General features: G+C 41.4%; 15 protein-coding genes. 7 read left to right on the forward strand and 8 right to left on the reverse strand.

Annotated features, from left to right (window positions below):
- The first annotated feature begins 98 nt into the window (after positions 1-98).
- Positions 99-1133, forward strand: a complete 1035-nt coding sequence (locus tag CCZ37_RS13430; RefSeq protein WP_094500880.1) for an ABC transporter substrate-binding protein — start codon at positions 99-101, stop codon at positions 1131-1133.
- 70 nt (positions 1134-1203) lie between these two features.
- Here the strand turns inward: CCZ37_RS13430 and CCZ37_RS13435 are convergent, their stop codons facing one another.
- Together CCZ37_RS13435 and CCZ37_RS13440 are read right to left on the reverse strand one after the other, a co-directional pair.
- Complete coding sequence (locus tag CCZ37_RS13435) at positions 1204-2175, reverse strand: ParB/RepB/Spo0J family partition protein (RefSeq protein WP_094500882.1); 972 nt, start codon at positions 2173-2175, stop codon at positions 1204-1206.
- A gap of 7 nt (positions 2176-2182) precedes the next feature.
- Complete coding sequence (locus CCZ37_RS13440) at positions 2183-3400, reverse strand: ParA family protein (RefSeq protein WP_094500884.1); 1218 nt, start codon at positions 3398-3400, stop codon at positions 2183-2185.
- 1231 nt (positions 3401-4631) lie between these two features.
- On the opposite strand from CCZ37_RS13440, the gene CCZ37_RS13445 reads away from it, so the two are divergent.
- Positions 4632-6608, forward strand: a complete 1977-nt coding sequence (locus tag CCZ37_RS13445) for a replication initiator protein RctB domain-containing protein (protein WP_010317255.1) — start codon at positions 4632-4634, stop codon at positions 6606-6608.
- Between the two features lie 178 nt (positions 6609-6786).
- Here CCZ37_RS13445 and CCZ37_RS13450 read toward each other — a convergent pair whose 3' ends face one another.
- Positions 6787-7242 (reverse strand): transcriptional regulator, encoded by a 456-nt coding sequence (locus CCZ37_RS13450; RefSeq protein ID WP_094500886.1) that lies wholly within the window; start codon positions 7240-7242, stop codon positions 6787-6789.
- Between the two features lie 355 nt (positions 7243-7597).
- Between CCZ37_RS13450 and CCZ37_RS13455 the strand changes: the two genes are divergently transcribed.
- The 5 genes from CCZ37_RS13455 (at position 7598) to CCZ37_RS13475 (ending at position 11699) form a co-directional block, all read left to right on the forward strand.
- Positions 7598-7795, forward strand: a complete 198-nt coding sequence (locus tag CCZ37_RS13455) for a PA3496 family putative envelope integrity protein (RefSeq protein WP_017043498.1) — start codon at positions 7598-7600, stop codon at positions 7793-7795.
- 159 nt (positions 7796-7954) lie between these two features.
- Complete coding sequence (locus CCZ37_RS13460; protein ID WP_010317249.1) at positions 7955-8164, forward strand: DUF3283 family protein; 210 nt, start codon at positions 7955-7957, stop codon at positions 8162-8164.
- Positions 8165-8253: 89 nt separating this feature from the next.
- Complete coding sequence (locus CCZ37_RS13465) at positions 8254-8970, forward strand: YebC/PmpR family DNA-binding transcriptional regulator (RefSeq protein ID WP_010317247.1); 717 nt, start codon at positions 8254-8256, stop codon at positions 8968-8970.
- Positions 8971-9137: 167 nt separating this feature from the next.
- Positions 9138-10001: an NAD(P)-dependent oxidoreductase gene (locus CCZ37_RS13470; protein ID WP_094500888.1), complete on the forward strand. Its 864-nt coding sequence runs from the start codon at positions 9138-9140 to the stop codon at positions 9999-10001.
- A gap of 462 nt (positions 10002-10463) precedes the next feature.
- On the forward strand, positions 10464-11699 hold the full coding sequence (locus CCZ37_RS13475) for an aromatic amino acid transport family protein (protein WP_422641342.1): 1236 nt from the start codon (positions 10464-10466) through the stop codon (positions 11697-11699).
- 35 nt (positions 11700-11734) lie between these two features.
- On the opposite strand, the gene makE is transcribed toward CCZ37_RS13475, so the two are convergent.
- The 5 genes from makE to makD are packed head-to-tail and all read right to left on the reverse strand — an operon-like array spanning position 11735 to position 15862.
- Complete coding sequence (gene makE / locus CCZ37_RS13480) at positions 11735-12796, reverse strand: alpha-pore-forming cytotoxin subunit MakE (RefSeq protein WP_094500892.1); 1062 nt, start codon at positions 12794-12796, stop codon at positions 11735-11737.
- 50 nt (positions 12797-12846) lie between these two features.
- Positions 12847-13956, reverse strand: coding sequence for a cytotoxin MakA (gene makA, locus CCZ37_RS13485; protein WP_094500894.1), 1110 nt, complete (start codon positions 13954-13956; stop codon positions 12847-12849).
- 12 nt (positions 13957-13968) lie between these two features.
- A complete protein-coding gene (gene makB, locus CCZ37_RS13490; RefSeq protein WP_094132119.1) occupies positions 13969-15033 on the reverse strand; it encodes an alpha-pore-forming cytotoxin subunit MakB in 1065 nt (354 codons plus the stop codon).
- Between the two features lie 11 nt (positions 15034-15044).
- The gene (gene makC / locus CCZ37_RS13495) at positions 15045-15440 is read right to left on the reverse strand and encodes an alpha-pore-forming tripartite toxin MakABE regulator MakC (RefSeq protein WP_013868236.1); all 396 of its coding nucleotides are present in this window, start codon (positions 15438-15440) and stop codon (positions 15045-15047) included.
- Positions 15441-15481: 41 nt separating this feature from the next.
- Positions 15482-15862, reverse strand: coding sequence for an alpha-pore-forming tripartite toxin MakABE regulator MakD (gene makD / locus CCZ37_RS13500; RefSeq protein WP_094500896.1), 381 nt, complete (start codon positions 15860-15862; stop codon positions 15482-15484).
- Between the last annotated feature and the right edge of the window lie 509 nt (positions 15863-16371).

The following is a 16371-nucleotide window of genomic DNA, read 5'->3' on the forward strand; positions in this document are numbered from 1 at the left end:
CTTTACGACAAATTATATTTGCTTTAATCGTGACCATTTTTAACTAATTATTCACCTACCCCAGTATGGTTCTGGGCTATTTAAGGAATTCAAATGCAATGAAAACTTTCATCAAAGGATTGGTTTTGACAGCAGTTCTAGCCTCTTCACACGTAAGCGCGGACAACAAAACACTCAACGTTTATGCATGGGGAGGATATCTACCAGAAAAATCCCTCAAGCAGTTTGAGCTGCAGGAAGGGGTAACAATTAACTATTCGACCTTTGAAAATAACGAGTCAATGTATACCAAGCTCAAGTTGCTCAAAGGCGGTGGTTATGATGTGGTTTTTTCCTCAGCGTATTTCATTGAAAAAATGGGACGTGAAGGGTTACTAACCGAGCTGGATCATGCACAAATCCCGAACATGAAAGATGCTATGCCTTCACTACTCGGCCAAGCACACGACCCAAAAAATAGTTATTCCCTCCCTTATATTTGGGGGATCACTGGCCTCAGCTACAACGAAGCGTTAGTACCAGAGGGTGTCTCTCGCTGGGCTGATTTATGGGATAAGAAATATAGCCATCAAGTGATGTTGATTGACGATATTCGCGATGTTTTTGGTATGGCACTGATCTTAAATGGCTTCAGTATCAATACAAAAAATGAAAAGGAAATTGAAAAAGCCTACCAAACATTGGTCGCATTAAAAGATAATGTACTGCTGTATAACTCTGATGCGCCACATGTGCCTTATGTATCAGGTGAAGCGGCGTTAGGGATGCAATGGAACGGGAATGCCTACCAAGGCCAAGTTGAGATGCCAGAGCTAAAATTTGCAATGCCGGAAGAAGGCGCTGTCTTATGGATGGACAACTTTACTATTCCCTCAGGCAGCAACAACAAAGCGTTAGCGCATAAATTCGTCAACTTCATGTATCAAGCAGAAAACCAAGCTGAGATTGTCAATAGCTTAGGCTATGCATCGGCAACAAAAAGTGGACGAGCGTTGCTTCCAGCAGAGCTTCGCAACAATCCAACGATTTTTCCAGCCGATGAAGATATGGCTAAAGGGGAATTCATTAATGATGTTGGGCCTGAAGCACTCGCTATCTACGAAAAATACTGGCAGCGTTTAAGAAATCAATAGATTCGAACTGAATAGACTTAGTGAATAAAAACCCGCCGTGGCGGGTTTTTATTCTTTACATGATGGATGCTTAATCAAGCTTAGATTGAATAAAATCTAATATTTCTTGCATCGTAACATCATCCACCTTTTTCAAATTCAGCGCTAAATTACTGCCTTTACGACTGTAATTTGCGCGGCCTTTGATCAGATCAATTTTTACATGCTCGGTGCGTTTAGGTGGCAACAACTCTTGTATCCAACACTCAATTGTCTCCGAAACTTCTTTGGTCAATCGGGCAACACCTTGTACGCTACTACGCTGCCAAACAAATCCATCTTCAGATTGACACTTTTCCAGCAAATTTGCTTGTTGCTTTGCATCGAGTTCATTAAATTGTTTATGCAATTTAACTATGGTTGGACGACCTAATTCAACCACATTTGGATAAGCTTGCAACAGCTCAAGCGGCAAAGCCGCCGCTTTTAGAGCACCACTTACTAGGGCCTCACTGCATTGAAATATCTTGGCTAAAGCTTTTTGGTCTTCCGCTTCACCGTTATCCAGCTTCGCTTGCATCTCTTTACCCTTCTCATACAGAGAAAGCGGCTTGTGCGCATTTGCCACATCCGAAAGAAACTTCGCATGTTCTGAGTTTATGTCTTCAGCAACATAAACCAAAAACTCTTTACCCGCCAAGATGCAAGACATTCGACGACGGCTGCCATCAAGGACTTCAATTTTACCCCCAGCGGTTTTACGACCAACCGCAGGATATTGCTGACCACGCTCGCGTAATGTACTCAATACATCAGATAGAGCATGCTCATTCAGAAAAGCTTGTTCACGCGCATTCTGCGTAAAAACAATCGTCTTTTCCGCTACTTGATCTGCGGGAATCCTGACCAGTTCGAAAGTGACTAATTCTTCTCCCGCAACCGCCAATTCGATGATTTGCGCTTGTTCTTTCGCTGCCGTTTGGGCTTCTTGCGGGGTGGTTGCACGTCGCTTATTCGCTTTACCAAACAGTTTCGCATTTAGCTCAGACGTTTTAATTGCCATGTTTTACTTACCCCTGATTTAGTGATGACCAATGACTGTGAAGCACTCGCTCAAGCTCCAGTGCACTTTTTTGTACAGCGTCTTGCGCAGTCGCTAGCGTCTTTTTACCACCTTCAAAATCGCTGGTGGTGAGATCAAAAACGGTGCTGTAGGTGTCAGCACAGGTTTCAAATGCTCGGCTACGCGGAATCGTCGCCATCATGACTTGATCACCCAAAAGGTAATTCATTTCCGTTAATACCGAGACTTGCTTTTTATTATCATCTTCAAACATAGTCGGCATCAAACGTACAAATTCTAACCCTTTCCAATCTTCTGGAAACATTTCATAAACCGTAGGAAGGTGTTGAAAGAAATTGACGGTTGACGCCCAATCTAATCGCTTAGCCGCGCACGGGATCAGTAATGCATTGGAAGCATACATCGCATTCCATACCAATGGGTCAACGTGTGGGCCAGTATCAATCATAATGATGTCAAAATCATTGCCAATCTTATCTATAAGTTTCTCTTTCAGCAGTCGAACAATATCAAGCGATTGGTTTTGCGAAAGATACTGCCACGCCTCTGCGTTAAACATTGCATCTTCAGGAAATGCAGAGATAGTTTTTAAATTGGGATATTGGGTTGGCAACATCACGTTCTTATGTAAGAACGCCTTGTCCACTTCAGTGTCTTCAGGCACGTTGTCTAACATAATATCAACGGCAGAATAGATATTACTGTGCTCTGATAAACTGATTTGCGGGTTGAGAAATAGCCGTAATGAACCTTGCGGATCTAAGTCAATCAAGCAGATACGGTAACGCTGATCCAAATTAAGGGCTAGGCACGCAGCTAGATGGACAGCCGTCATTGATTTACCTGTCCCCCCCTTTTGGTTCTGAACATTGATGACCCAAGGCTTATGATCACCATGCTTTTTCCTTTGGTGGAATTTAGGCACACCAGCGGCATCCATGAGCATATGGGCTTCCGCTAAAGAAATTGAATAGTGATTTGCATTGTTTTTAGTAAATTGATGGCCAGCTTGTTCCATTTTGGAAATGGCATCATCTAGCTTACGGCGTGTTAAGCCTGAACGAGTTTCCATTAACGCTTTTGACATCGCTGGGAAATGGTCATCACTACGTTCTTCTAAAACAATTTCAATTCGGTCAGCTTGCACCTGTTGAGTTTGCTCGGCGAGCTGGTAGAGATTCGCTATGGTTTGTTCTCTTTTCATTGCCAAATTCCATAATAAGTACCTAACGAAAATTGTACAGCAAAAAAATTAATACTCTCAACAAAAAGGTGAACATTCACTTTTAGATTAATATCACAATAAATAGAAAAACATATCGGAATTTAATGAATTGGCCTCATTATGGTCATCGTTTTTCCTTAAATAATAGCTAACGTAGTCCATTATTTATTTGAACATTTAAAATATTACAACGTAACTTATTTACATTGTAAATAAGCTTAAAATACCCGGAACGATTAGAGAAGCAGCATAATTTACGGTATGTGTCATTTGGAATGATGTCACACCTGTAGGTCGGTTAAATAAGCATAGAACATGGACAACAGTAACTAGAGCGACAGGGCAGGCAAAACTGGTCCTTTTAGTCAACGTAGCAGGACGCATGATCAAGGCTAACATGATGATCATGCGTCCGAAGAGATCCCACGCCATAGGAACAATGATCAAGAGAAATTCGCATCGTCTTTATCGACAAATGATCAGAAAACAAATGGATCTTCATCGGATCAATGATCAAGTGTGATTTAAGCTCGGAAGCATGTAAAAATAGCGCATAATTACGGATGATTGCAGATAGAGTCGGGGCTGAGCAGAATACCTAGTACATAATAAGTAAAATTTGAAACGCACCAAATCACAAAACCTTCTTCAATACGCTCTTGATCATGCTTTCGTCACACTCTCACTCCTTATAACAGAAGCAGTAAAAAGAGTTATTTGTCATTTCAATTCGTGTTTATACAAAAATCGACTTTGAAACAGCATTTCACGCACTTCCTTGATCATCTTTCCAAAGAAAAACCAAGCCAACATTCGTCATCGAGTTCAAATAAAATCATCACTTCAACTCATCATGTGGATAAGTTGTGCATGAACCATGATCATGCTTTAAGAAAGTGTTTGATCATTGATTCAGTCGTCTGATGATCATCGTTCAGCATATTATTGATCATGCTTTCTTCTCTACAATGATCATGTGTTCCGTTTTCTATGATCATGCTTCTGAAGAGGATTATTTTTTATCCCTATAAAACAAACAATTAGGATGCTCATTAAGGCCAGATCATTAGATCATATAAACAATATAGATCAGAATAATCAAAAAGATCAGTTATTTAAAAGCAATAAGTTTTTCTTTATTTATGATCTTTTTTTCTTTATTCTATTGGAACTATAGCGATATTACGGCCAGTGTGACACGGATCTAATAATGAACGCAGACGAAAAAATATTGATCAAAGCACCAAGGAGCCACAAAGATGGCCATCTTTTTGAAGTTTCAGAAACCGCTGTTGATTGGGTTGATCAATACCAACATTTTAAAGGTGTTACAAAAAGTATCGTTGAACTTCTTAACCTGATCTCACTAAGAGGTTTCCGTAGCCAAGATGGGTTAGTCTCGACAACAGAGTTAATTGAAGCAACCGATGGCCAATTGACCAGAGCGGCTATTCAGCAACGGCTGCGTGCTGCAGTAAGTATCGGTTTATTTAAACAGATCCCAGTTAGATTTGAAGAAGGTTTAGCTGGCAAGACAATGCTGCATAAATTTGTGAACCCAAATAAGCTCATCTCTGTGCTAGGTTCAACCAGTCTGTTAACTGAATCAGTAAAACAGACAGAAAAACGCAAGCGTTCAAAAGCGCTGGCTCAAACTCAGGTCAATAAGCGTTTGTTGACAGAACATGGGCTAAATATTCCACCAGCGATGAAAGACGAAGCGGATCAGTTTGTGGTTTCACCGACCAATTGGGCTGGGATCATTGATCAAGCATTAGCTCCACCAAGAACTCGTAAAAGCTACCAGAAATCAATGGTGTCGATTTCTGGTACCCGTGCGATCATTGAAACTCGTTCTTCCAAAAATATCATGACAGTGGATGATCTAATGACACTGTTTGCACTGTTCACCTTAACGGTGCAATACCACGATCACCACCAAGAAGATTACCAACTTAATACCAAACACACACCGAATAAAACCCCACTGTATATTACTGACATTTTGTCGCTTCGTGGTAAAAAAGATAGTGGCCCAGCAAGGGATTCTATTCGCGATAGTATTGATCGAATTGAATTTACGGACTTTCAATTGCATGAGTTAACCGGCCGTTGGCTGAGTGAAAACATGCCAGAAGGATTTAAGAGTGATCGTTTCCGGTTCATAGCAAGAACGATCACCGCTTCTGAAGAAGCACCAACGGAAGGGGCTGATGGTGAAATTAGGATCAAACCTAATTTGTACATTTTGGTGTGGGAGCCTTCATTCTACGAAGAGTTGCTCACTCGCGATTACTTTTTCTTGTTTCCACCTGAGATCCTAAAGCAACATACGTTGGTCTTCCAACTCTACTCCTATTTTCGCAGTCGCATGTCGCGTCGCCATACCGACAGCATGCTACTGAGTGAATTGAACCAAAAGTTGGCCCGTAATATCGAATGGCGTCGTTTTTCGATGGATCTTGTCCGTGAGCTAAAACGATTATCGGAAGGAAAGGGCAGCGATTCGTTATTTGTCGTCAATCTTTGGGGCTATCACTTGACGGTCACCACGCTGATGGATAAAGAAAAAGTGATGGATTATCAAGTCGATATTAAGTGCGATGTGGAAGAAGTTCTACGCTACTCGCGCGCTCGTACCACCAATGCGGGCAAACGCAACATGGCCCCAACGTTACCTAACCCACTGCGCAATGAGATGGTTTCTAAGCAAAAGCTAGAAGAGCTTTCTGAGATCATTGATGGTGAGTTTGAACCGATTCAGCGTAAAGCACCGTCCCCCAAGGGTAAGCTAGGACGGAGAGTCAAGCAGCGCAAACACCTAGTAGAGATCAATGCCGATGAAATTACGATTACCTTATCTAAATATACCTCTCCAGAGGCCCTAGAACGCAGTATAACGGCGTTATCAGCAATGACTGGACACCCGCCATCCTCTATCAAGGAAGAGTGTACAGAGCTGATTGATAAGCTGGATTGGCTGAGGGTTGGAAATGAGGCGATCTCTTATGAGACGTTAAGTAAATTGATCGAGCTCTACAACACGAAAAATGAGAATAAACATTTGTCGATCGAACGTTTGATCTCTGGTCTCGCGGTACGTCGCAAAGTGTGCAAGCAAGTGTACGAGGGGCATTTAGATGAATCCGTATTCCGGGCACTTGATGAAGTCGCTATTGGTATTTAAAAATCAATTTACAACACAACATTGACAGATAGCTGACATTTTGTTTAGAAGGTCCACTAGTATAGAAAGCGAATAGACAACCTTTTGTCCTATCTGATCAATTAATAGATTGGCTCATGTATGTTTTTAGCGAGTGATATAACTCGCTATTTTTTTATCTGTTGATCCCTGTAATCAATTAATACCCTCGCTTTATACCTTGATCATCGTTCCATGCGTGATATGCAAGAAATTGAGCATGAGCATCAATTAAACTTCGGGATAAGGCCTCATCAACGTGCTGTTGGTTGAGATGCTCCAAACTCAGTACCATCAACTGCTGCATCCGTTTTATACACCAAGCTTTTAACTCAAGTTCACTACCCGGCTCCGACACACAACGCTGAAAACGAGCGTAAGCAAGCTGCAGATATTGGAAGGCAAGCTCACCGTCAATGAGCTTGTAGTACTCATATTGGCGCAGGCAAGCATCAAGCCAACAAGCAATAGCTTTACTTTGATCATCACTCAGACCCGGCCCCCAGATCTGCTGTGGAACATTAAGGATCAGCGGTTGTAATTGAGCTACCTGATCATAGCGCTTGTTCAGATGCCATTGATGGATCTCAGTTAACCAGTCGTGAAGTTTATACATGACGTCTTACCTACAACTTTAAATGCATTAACTACAGTCTGGTGTATTTCAAGCTTATTTGCCAAACAGAAATGGGGAACCATGTGCTAAAAATCAGCACATTAAAAGAGTGTGGGGTAGGGGGGACTACGATAGTATGCAACAGAATAAAATGAGCGCTAAAACGCTTGAATTCATGCATGCAATATTTAAATTTAGCCTCGTCTAGCAAGGTTGGCAAAGTAATATTAATAGTTTTAAAAATAAGGTTTCTAAACCATCGCCAAAATCACAATATGAACTAAATATACTTAACAAATGAAATGCCGTTTGCTACAGATTACATGTCCCTTACGTGGTTTGTTCGGAGGTAACGATGTCCATAAATTCTATTGACCATGACGAAATGACTGATATTGCAAATAAGTGGGACTTCACGGAAGAAGTAGAAACACAAAAACCAGTTAAAAACCTTAAATCAGCCGAAGCTCGTCGTCGTATTGAAGCATTAAGAGAGATTCGGGAAAGTGGTTTAACTATTGAGGAAGCGAAGGAGTTAGGCATACTTCACTGACGAGTTCTCACCATTGATCCCCCAAGGGTGGCGCATAGCCACCCTTTATATTTTCCAATTTTCTTGATTTCATTCCGATAAATTGCACATTTATGCTCTTAATTTTCCCATGTCCTATGCTATATTTCGTGCCACGTATTTACCGATCTAGGCTAACTCATGTCCTTCAACCTATCTTTACTTGCCACTGAAGAGAAAAACAAAGTAGAGCTCGATAAACAAGCTTCCTTTCTTGTTTGGAAACTCAAGCAAGGAAAAGCAGGGCCTGAAGCGATCACTCAGCAGCAGTCTAAAATTGCCAGTGAGGCCGAAAAAGAGTGGTTTGTACAATCGGTGAACAAATACAAAAGAGTGATGGGTGTTGCGTAGCATTCATGTCTTTGCTAAGTGGAAAATTGAAATGATCCCACTTTTTGCTAAAATCCCTCGCATTAAATTGAATTAGAGAGATCATCCCTATGGGAAGAAGTTTTGAAGTGCGCAAAGCCTCAATGGCGAAAACTCAAGGCGCAAAAATTAAAGTCTATTCCAAATACGGTAAAGAAATTTACATGTGTGCGAAAAATGGTGGTTCGGACCCAGACATGAACTTGTCTTTACGCCACCTGATCACAAAAGCGAAGAAAGACCAAGTTCCAGGCCACGTTATTGATAAAGCGCTAGATAAAGCCAGTGGTGGTGGTGGTGAAGACTACCAACCTGCTCGTTACGAAGGTTTTGGCCCTGGCGGCGCAAGTGTTATCGTTGACTGCTTAACAGATAATGGCAACCGTACGTTCCAAGATGTGCGTCAATGCTTTGTTAAAACGGGGGCGAAAATTGGTACTCCAGGTACCGTATCACACATGTTTGATCACCAAGCGGTATTTCAGTTCAAAGGGGATGATGAAGATTCTATCCTTGAAGCACTGATGATGGATGATGTCGATGTGACGGATGTTGAACTGGAAGAGGGTGTGATCACTGTATTTGCACCTAACACTGAATTCTTCAAAGTGAAAACATCGCTCAATAATCAATTCCCTGATTTGACTATCGATGTCGAAGAAATTACGTTCGTTCCACAAACACACACACCGGTTACGGGTGAAGAGGCGGAGAAATTCCAGAAGTTCCTCGACATGCTAGATGACTGTGATGATGTACAGCAGGTTTACCATAACGCTGAGCTGTAATAGAGCGAATTAATGAGAAGCCGAGTGATTGACTCGGCTTTTTTTTATCTGTGCATTGCTAACCGTGGTCTTATTCATAGAGAATAACGCAAGGATACATACAGCTTACACTCAGTTGCGTATGCTCGTCCGTTTGGGTTGCTGGGTAATAATAAAAGGAGAAATTAATGAAAGTCAGTTTTATTGGATTAGGAGTCATGGGATACCCAATGGCTGGGCATTTAAGAAATGCAGGATTTGAGGTTAGCGTCTACAACCGCACTCAAGCTAAAGCACAGCAGTGGGCGCAGCACCATCATGGGCATGCAGCGCAAACCGTCGCAGAGTGCGTGCAAGATGCCGACGTGGTTTTAACCTGCGTTGGCAATAATGATGATGTCCGCAGCATAACGACCAGTGACGGCGGCGCGATAGGGGCGATGAAACGCGGCGCAATTTTGGTTGATCACACCACCACATCGGCACTGTTAGCCGAAGAGCTGGCGGCTGTGGCTCATAAAGCGGGGATTCGCTTTATGGATGCTCCTGTTTCTGGTGGCCAAGCAGGGGCTGAAAATGGTGTGCTAACCATTATGTGTGGTGGAGATGCCGAACTGTTTGAGCAGCTGCAACCCGTATTTCGTGCTTATGGCAAGTCATCGGTGCTGATGGGGAAAGCAGGGCAAGGACAACGCGCAAAAATGGTCAATCAAATTTGCATTGCTGGGGTATTAAATGGCCTGTCGGAAGGGTTGGTCTTAGCGGAAAAATCAGGGTTAGATATTGGCGTTTTGGTTGATTGTTTGAAAAATGGAGCGGCAGGTTCATGGCAGATGGAAAATCGCGCCGTCAACATGTCAATGGGCAAATTTGATTACGGCTTTGCCATTGATTGGATGATAAAAGACTTGGGTTTTTGTTTGGATGAAGCGCAACGAAACGATCTCAAATTGCCGATGACAGAAAAAACTTATCATGCTTACCAAGCCTTGTCTGAGCAAGGTGAGGGAAGAATGGATACTTCTATCCTTATCAAAGCCGTTAATTCATAAATATCACAGCTCAGAGATAGACTCAATTGGCCCTATTTAGGGCCATTTACACTGTAAACCTATAAATCGATTCCTATTTCTCTTCTGGCCCTGCATACCTACAGTGTCTATCTGTGTGCCTCTTTTCGAAAAACGATTCTATAAAATCATGATCGCCTACCGATTAGGGAGGACAAATGTCCTTCATTTTTGTTTGCTGTGCGTGACTGGGCTGGATAAATCGTCAACTAATTACATTTACTGAAAAATCTTAAAATTTGGTTTTTAGTTTCAATAAAGTTACATAAAACCAGTTTAATATGCTGTTAATTTGGTGTTCTCATGGTTTTCAATCCAAGCTAAATCCTTTTATTATAGTGATTATGACCAAGGTCTCAAAATGATCATAATGGTTAATAGGAGTAGGATTCGCGACATTATTATTTTTATATAAGTGAAAAATCAGTGAAAGACACTAAGGAAATGGCTCATTTTAGTCATGTTCAGATTTCTAATTGGACTAAACACGATACCTATTGGCTACTCAGTTTATTTGGTACGGCGGTTGGGGCTGGTATTCTATTTTTACCAATCAACATTGGGTTAGGTGGTTTCTGGCCATTAGTGTTAATGGTCTTACTCGCTTTTCCGATGACTTATCTCTCTCATCGTGGTCTTGCGCGTTTTGTTCTTTCATCGCGCCGTCCTAATGCCGATTTTACCGACGTTGTTGAAGAACACTTTGGCCAAAGCGCTGGTCGCTTGATCTCTTTGCTGTATTTCCTCTCTATTTTCCCAATCTTACTGATTTACGGTGTCGGTCTAACTAACACGGTTGATAGCTTTTTGGTTAATCAAGCGCAGATGGTCGCTCCCCCTCGGGTGCTACTTTCTGGTGGCTTAGTCTTTGCGTTAATTGCCATTATGCTGGGTGGTGAGAAGATCATGTTGCGCGCTTTTGCTGTTATGGTTTATCCATTGGCGGCTATTTTATTATTTCTCTCGCTCTATTTGATCCCGTATTGGTCAGTGCCGTCATTAGTATTGCCGCAAACGAGTGATTTCTTACACACAGTGTGGCTAGCCATTCCTGTCGTGGTGTTTTCTTTTAGCCACGCAGCGGCGATCTCAAGTTTTGCCAATGTTCAACGTCGTCATTATGGCGCGCTAGCGGATAAAAAATCAGAGCAGATTCTGCGTTACACCAGTCTTGTATTAATTCTGTTTGTCTTGCTGTTCGTGTTCTCTTGCGTATTGGCTTTATCACCAGAGGCATTGCAAGAAGCAAAAGTGCAAAATATTTCAGTGCTGACTTACCTTGCCAATGTTACAGATAATCCCTTTATCGCCACTCTAGGCCCTTTAGTGGCGTTTATTGCCATTACCTCCTCCTTTTTAGGGCATTTCCTTGGTGCGCGAGAAAGCCTTACGGGGCTGTTGTGTAAAAACTTTGGCCTGTCATTGCGTCTCGCAGGGCGACTCACCATTGCGATTTTGTTTGTCACGATTTGGATTGTCGCGATACTCAACCCCAGCATTCTGGGTATGATGGAAGCGTTTTCAGGCCCCGTGATCGCTATGATTCTGTTTATTATGCCGATGATTGCTGTATTCAAAGTGCCATCGCTGGCGAAGTATCAACAGCAGATGAGTACACCTTTTGTCATGGCGATAGGGTTATTGGCGGTATCGGCATTGCTTTATAACTTGCTCAATTAAATCCGCCATTGGCTCCGTCACTGGAGCCAAATCAATTACTTGATTTGAGCTTTTGTTATTTGAGGTTGTGCATTATTGAGCGTTGATGCTACCTCCAGAATATCTTGCCACTCATTGTAAGCTGATTGGTACCAAACTTGCTCCAGAATGACCGCTTGTGAATCTTGTGCTTTGGTAAGGTTAGAAACGACGTTGTTGGTTTCATTGTATAAACTGAGCACTGTGGTTTGTAGTGTATCTAATGATCGGCTGATCGCCGCACAATCGTTGTTAACTTGATCGACACTTAGCAATAGGGCATTGAGAGACGCGATTTGTTGTTGATCTTGAGAGAGCGTTTGTTGATCGTGGTTGATGGTATTTAAAGATGATTGGATATCGCTTTGCAGGCTAGATATTTCACTTTGTGCTTCTACAATAGAGCTAACACCAAACCCTGCCAATATCAAAGAACCTCCCAGTGTAAACGGAGCAAGCACCACGCCAAAAATCGTTTCAAATATCCCTTTCTTACGCTGCGATTGAGCGTTCGCAATAGCGGTTTTAAATGCTGCTATCTGCTGTTTCATTAGATCAATTTGGGCGTTGGTGGCGATAATTTCTGCTTGGATGGAAACTTCTTCTTGCTGGATCTGTGCAATAGTTTGTTGCAATGTGTTATGAGCATCTTCCACTTGGCGAGCCCAAGCATTCAATCCCTCATCATAACGTTTTATATTTGATGTAAGACTTTGAATCGAATTTTGTAATGTTAAGATTAATGAAGTGAGCTGCTGTAGTTGAGCGGTGTCAAAACGGGTTTCTAGTGCTTTAAATAACGTTAAAATTTGAACATTAGAATCTTTGAATATATTCGCAATGGAAAGAACACTGTCCATAATGTCATTTGAAAAATACAAATTACCACTCAAACGCCATTGCCGTACCAGTTTTTGCACCGCATTTAAATTTTGTTCTACCTGAGCATACCAATGTTCTGCATTGCCTTGATCAATATAAGTTTCAACAACGCCTTGGCATGCAGAATTTAGTAACACCATAGCGCTAATAGATGCAGGAATGTCGGTTTGAAGTTGCTCGCTGGCTGATTGATTCATGATGGTCCTCGAAAAAGAATAAAAGGGGGCGTAACCCCCTTTAGTAATGTTTAAGCTGCTTGTTTTACTGCAGGTGCTAACTCTTTCGTTTCGATAGCTATTTTTGCGCTAGCTAGCTGTTTAGCAAGTTCAACCGCATCATCCCATTCGTTTTTCGCTGCGTCAGACATCACTTTTTCCATAATAATGCTCTGCATGGATGCACCATTATTAAGCTTGGTTGCTACATCATCTAACTCGTTGCCAAAGACAGTCCACGTTGTTTCAAAATCAGATAATACTGATGTCGATGTTTCAATCGCTGAAACGACGGCGCTACTGGCATTGGAAAGCCCCTGTAAAGCGATAATCTGTTGTTGATCTTCAGCTTTTTGCTTTTGTTCTTGCGCGATGCTGTCGTAGTCATCATCAATTTGATTTTGTAATACGCCCCACGTAACACCACCAGCAATAATCGATGCCGCGCCAACGGCGGCGATACCGCCGGAGACTACAGCTGCGGTGCCAGCGGTTGCGACGGTAAGCGCAACGCCTGCGACGAGCATAAAGATGCCAACACCAACCGCAACTTGTGCATAGACTAGATCTTTATTCAGTTTCTCAATGGCTGCACGATTGTTGTCTATTGCGTTATTCATGCTTTCAATATCTGTTTGTAAATCAATAATTGTTTTTTGAATATTGGTCGCACCATTGACTAAGTCATCATGTGCCGCTTGCATTTTAACACCCCAATCAGAGAGTTCCTTATTCATCCCTTTGACTGTGGCTTCGATACCGCTGACTTGAGAAGATAGGGCGGTCATAATCTGTGAAGCTTGCTGAACCGTTGTATTGTCTTTGCCACTTGCTGTTGGATCCGCTTTATACAACTCATGAATGGCATCGATTGATGCTTGGAAAGTGGCGTCAAAATTAATTACGCTGGAGGGAATCGATGCTGATACTTTTGGTCCTAAATCATCAATCCATTGCTTAGCAACCAGTTTTGCTGAGTCTAATTTTTTACTCAGGTCATCAAACCAATCTGGTTTTACCGTAGGTGGCGTAAATTGTGTATTTAAAATGGCATGGCACTGCGCTGTGATGACTGTGGTTGCCAAAAATGCAGATTGAGTGGTTTGCTGTGTTGGGTTCAACTGAGTAACTTGTTGTGACATTGTGTATCTCCTTTACTGTTCTTGAATGGTGTTATTTAGTGTGTTGACTAAAACGGGTTTTCCAATGTTTGGCGGTAAACTAATGAGTTGCACAAATTCTGAAATGGTTTTCCATGAGGCTGAAGCAATCTTGATGGTTTGCAAATCAGTCAATAGGGCAGGGTCTGAACCGCTTTGTAAGGCGTTGATCAGTTCGTTTACCTTGTCTAATTCGTCTTGCCATAACAATGAAAGTGCTGGCAAGTTATCATCAATCTTTAGGAATTCTTCGCTCATGTTGCTGAGGGTTTGAATAATGGCTTTAGTAATGGCAGCCGCTTGTGCTTCTTCACTGGCTAGTGTTTGTAATTGAGTGAGTTTGTCTAAATCTTGTTGTACCTCTTTCGCGCTCGATATTGTGCTGTATGCACTGTAACCAACCGTGAATAGCGCACCAGCAAAGGAAAGGAATGGCACAGACGTCGTTGCTCCCATTACGACACCGTAGGAAATAGTGACCATACTTTGTATGTAAGCTTTTCCTGCTCTTAATTGGGCCGCCGTGACATTGGCTCCTAAACTGGCAATGGATTGCGATAGAGAGCCTATCTCTGTTGCAATGCGTACCATTGCTTGTTCTTCGCTCGCAAGTTCATTCCAGCCATCTTGAATGCTGGATGCGAGCAGCTCCTCTGCATTTTTCGCTTGGCTGTAAGATTTCGTGAAAACTTGCTGAGCTTCATTTGTTAACGTGATATTTTGCTTTAACGTTTTTTGCAATAATTGTAAGCATTCAATCCATTGCTTCGTACTTGTTATCGCCTTACTGTTTTGTGCGCAGGCATCGAACGTGGTTTGATAATTAATAAACGATGTAATAATTTGCGCAAAAATTTTAGGCTTTTGTTGCATAAACTCATTCATTACCGCTCTTAAGATCTCAGTCCTGCTTCGAACTTCTACGAGCCAGTTTGGATCTTTTGCTACATGGCCAATAAAGAGAGAGTTGCACGTTGCATCGTAGTTACTAATACCTAAAAAATCAGTATATACGTCGGTCAGCATATTTAATGCGGTATCAACATTTGGGCTTAACATGAGTTCGCCCTCTACAGTGAAATAACGAGGAAAGGATCAAACGTTAATCTTGCACCATCAATAGACAAGGTCGCATTGTATTGTTGTGTGCTAGCTTGTCCTTGCGCTTCAACTCGGCCTTCCCAGAATTCATCACCGCTTAGTCCTTGCTTAGTGGGTATACAAACTCTGTCATTTATCATTTGCCCATTAAACTCGACAATATCAACTTCATTGTCTGGTGAAATAGCGACAACTCGCCAGCATAATAATTGGCCGTCTTTACAGGCTGTTTTTAACTCAGCTTGGCCTTCATTACCCGAGCCCATATATTTATTTGTATCAATGAGATAAATGTTACTTTGCAGATCTCGACTTGCAAGCGCTGCTGCTGCATCTACGACCATGAGTATTTCTACTTTTTTCATACAATGTTCCTTATTTAGATGGAGTTATTGAATAGATGGAGTTATTGAACTTCGAGATAAGGTGAAAAATTCATTGTTATTCCGTTTATTGAAAGAGAAATGGTATATAGATAACGCCCAGTATCCCCGCGAGTCTGAACTCTGCCTTCCCACGCGTCATTAACAGGGCTTGGTAAGCAAGCTTTTTGATCAATCATGTCGCCAGAGAATCCCGTTATATTGACTTCGTCATCTGGCGAAATGGCGCAGCTACGCCAGCAAATAAACTGACCATCTTGAGATACCGTGTGGAGTTGGCACGTTCCTTCATCCCAAGAACCAAGCCATTGGTTACTATCAATTAAGTAAACGTTATTCATCAAGCTCTTGGTTGTTAATGCTCCGGCACAATCAACCACGATAAGTATTTCTATTTTTTTCATTCAATACCTACTGATGTTTATTTATGGAGCCACAGAATATCATTGTACTGATTTAACCATTTCAAATGGTTTTTTGGTTATATCTATTAAATCTTATTGATATTAGTGTTGATATTTACATGTTTATAATCTTTATGTGGCTAAATATAGTTAGTGATTTCAGTTAATCAAGGTTGCATAACTAATATGTACATATCAGTATGTAAATAAAATAATTTTATAATGACATTCATGGATAGAGCTTAAGTTTAATTTCATTTTTGTTATTTATTAATCGCTTAATTTGCTAGCGTAATCATGTTTTTTCGTGAGATATTGAAAGGGATAATAAACGCTCATTTACTTGATGAAATTTTTATTTCAGGGTTAAATGATGATTTCAACGATGCTGGTTATTTTTACTAATAGTATTAAGTGACTTATCAACATTTATTGTTGATTGTTTTAGTGTAAGTAAAAATATATTTTTATTTTTACTTAACTTTTTAATAGGTAGGTAGTATCTCTGT

This window comes from Vibrio qinghaiensis, from assembly GCF_002257545.1.
Lineage (GTDB): Bacteria > Pseudomonadota > Gammaproteobacteria > Enterobacterales > Vibrionaceae > Vibrio > Vibrio ordalii.

Bases quoted from the DNA above. Each gene is read 5' to 3' on its own strand.
- CCZ37_RS13430 (WP_094500880.1), top strand. From the start codon at position 99: ATGAAAACTTTCATCAAAGGATTGGTTTTGACAGCAGTTCTAGCCTCT.
- CCZ37_RS13435 (WP_094500882.1), bottom strand. From the start codon at position 2,175: ATGGCAATTAAAACGTCTGAGCTAAATGCGAAACTGTTTGGTAAAGCG.
- CCZ37_RS13440 (WP_094500884.1), bottom strand. From the start codon at position 3,400: ATGAAAAGAGAACAAACCATAGCGAATCTCTACCAGCTCGCCGAGCAA.
- CCZ37_RS13445 (WP_010317255.1), top strand. From the start codon at position 4,632: ATGAACGCAGACGAAAAAATATTGATCAAAGCACCAAGGAGCCACAAA.
- CCZ37_RS13450 (WP_094500886.1), bottom strand. From the start codon at position 7,242: ATGTATAAACTTCACGACTGGTTAACTGAGATCCATCAATGGCATCTG.
- CCZ37_RS13455 (WP_017043498.1), top strand. From the start codon at position 7,598: ATGTCCATAAATTCTATTGACCATGACGAAATGACTGATATTGCAAAT.
- CCZ37_RS13460 (WP_010317249.1), top strand. From the start codon at position 7,955: ATGTCCTTCAACCTATCTTTACTTGCCACTGAAGAGAAAAACAAAGTA.
- CCZ37_RS13465 (WP_010317247.1), top strand. From the start codon at position 8,254: ATGGGAAGAAGTTTTGAAGTGCGCAAAGCCTCAATGGCGAAAACTCAA.
- CCZ37_RS13470 (WP_094500888.1), top strand. From the start codon at position 9,138: ATGAAAGTCAGTTTTATTGGATTAGGAGTCATGGGATACCCAATGGCT.
- CCZ37_RS13475 (WP_422641342.1), top strand. From the start codon at position 10,464: ATGGCTCATTTTAGTCATGTTCAGATTTCTAATTGGACTAAACACGAT.
- makE (WP_094500892.1), bottom strand. From the start codon at position 12,796: ATGAATCAATCAGCCAGCGAGCAACTTCAAACCGACATTCCTGCATCT.
- makA (WP_094500894.1), bottom strand. From the start codon at position 13,956: ATGTCACAACAAGTTACTCAGTTGAACCCAACACAGCAAACCACTCAA.
- makB (WP_094132119.1), bottom strand. From the start codon at position 15,033: ATGTTAAGCCCAAATGTTGATACCGCATTAAATATGCTGACCGACGTA.
- makC (WP_013868236.1), bottom strand. From the start codon at position 15,440: ATGAAAAAAGTAGAAATACTCATGGTCGTAGATGCAGCAGCAGCGCTT.
- makD (WP_094500896.1), bottom strand. From the start codon at position 15,862: ATGAAAAAAATAGAAATACTTATCGTGGTTGATTGTGCCGGAGCATTA.